Origin of the sequence: Vibrio jasicida CAIM 1864 = LMG 25398 (assembly GCF_000400365.1) — a bacterium.
Classification (GTDB): domain Bacteria; phylum Pseudomonadota; class Gammaproteobacteria; order Enterobacterales; family Vibrionaceae; genus Vibrio; species Vibrio jasicida.
In genome coordinates, this window is record NZ_BAOG01000040.1 from 1 (window position 1) to 1,432 (window position 1,432).

Here is a 1,432-nt window from a genome sequence, read left to right on the forward strand (position 1 = left end):
GCAATGTAGATCAGATAAGGATCGGTTGACCGATCCTTCTGCTGAGAGATAATCGGAAGCCTGTTTCTAGGCTTCCGATTTTTTATGTCTATCCAAAACTGTTTTGCCGATTTCCTCGAAGAAAATCCTGTTGATGTAGCTCAACTCACTACTTTCTCTGAACATATTCCAGATGAGTGGATTGTTAAGGCGGCCAGTCTTTCTGATAAAGCGACTATTCGCCGACGTCGATTACCAAGTGATATGGTCTTGTGGTTAATTGTCGGCATGGCCTTCTTTCGTAATGAACCTATTGCCGAAGTTGCACGAAGAATGAATGTTTGTGCGGATGGCTTAGCTGATGAAGAGTTATTAGCAAAAAGTGCTTTAACTCAGGCAAGGCAACGTTTAGGTAGAGCTGCACCAGAGTGGTTGTTTAAACAATGTGGACGGACGTGGGGTCTTGAACGATACCGTGATGACACGTGGCAAGGATTACAAGTTTTTGCTGTAGACGGTGCTCTTTTTCGAACCGCGGATACACCCGAACTTAGAGAGCACTTTGGCTCGGGTAATACCTCTAGCAACAGACAAACACCGCATCCAGTGCTAAGAGTTGTGACCATAATGAATGTCCGCTCTCATGTCATCGCTGATGCCGCCATAAGCCCCTATCGGCGTGGTGAAATCCCACTTGCTATGCCCTTCATCGACTCTTTGCCAGATAACTCTGTGACGCTACTAGATAAAGGGTTTTACGGTGCGGACTTACTTCTCTCTCTTCAAAATAGCGGTATTAATAGACATTGGTTGATACCAGCAAGGAAGGGGTTGAAATACACTCTTTTAGATGAAGAAGAAAGTAATGACATGGTCATCGAAATGAACGTCTCACCGCAAGCTCGCAAAAAGAATCCTAGTTTACCTGAAAAATGGCAAGTCAGAGCGGTGACCTATGAAGTACAAGGTAAGAAGAAAACTGTTTTTACCTCCCTTCCTAGGACAAACTACGACGCGAAAGCAGTAGCTGAACTTTATCACGAACGTTGGGAAATCGAATTAGGTTATCGTGATATCAAAAGCTCAATGCAACACAATGCCTTAGTATTACGCAGTAGAACAGTAGACCTTGTTTATCAAGAACTCTGGGGGCTGTTGCTTGGTTATAACTTAGTAAGACGTGAAGCGAGTCAGGCAGCAGTTGAGCATGGAAGAATGCCGAATGAAATTAGCTTTAAATACGCTTGTCAGTTTATAGCGAGTCAACTGAAAGTGATGAGTAAAGCGTTATCGCTAGGCAATACACCTAAGCGTTTAAAGAGTCTCAGGGGAGACTTATCAATCCTCTTTATAGACAAACGCCCTAAGCCTAATCGGCCTAGGGCGGTAAAAATGTCAAAGACTCGCTACCCAGTTAATCGCAAAGCAGCTCCGCTTAAGTGAACTACATTGC

The 1,432-nt window shown here is 44.0% G+C and carries 1 protein-coding gene; it reads left to right on the forward strand.

From position 1 onward, the window contains the following. The first annotated feature begins 84 nt into the window (after window positions 1-84). A complete protein-coding gene (locus tag VJL_RS11825) occupies window positions 85-1,422 on the forward strand; it encodes an IS4 family transposase (RefSeq protein ID WP_038878169.1) in 1,338 nt (445 codons plus the stop codon). The last annotated feature ends 10 nt before the right edge of the window (window positions 1,423-1,432 follow it).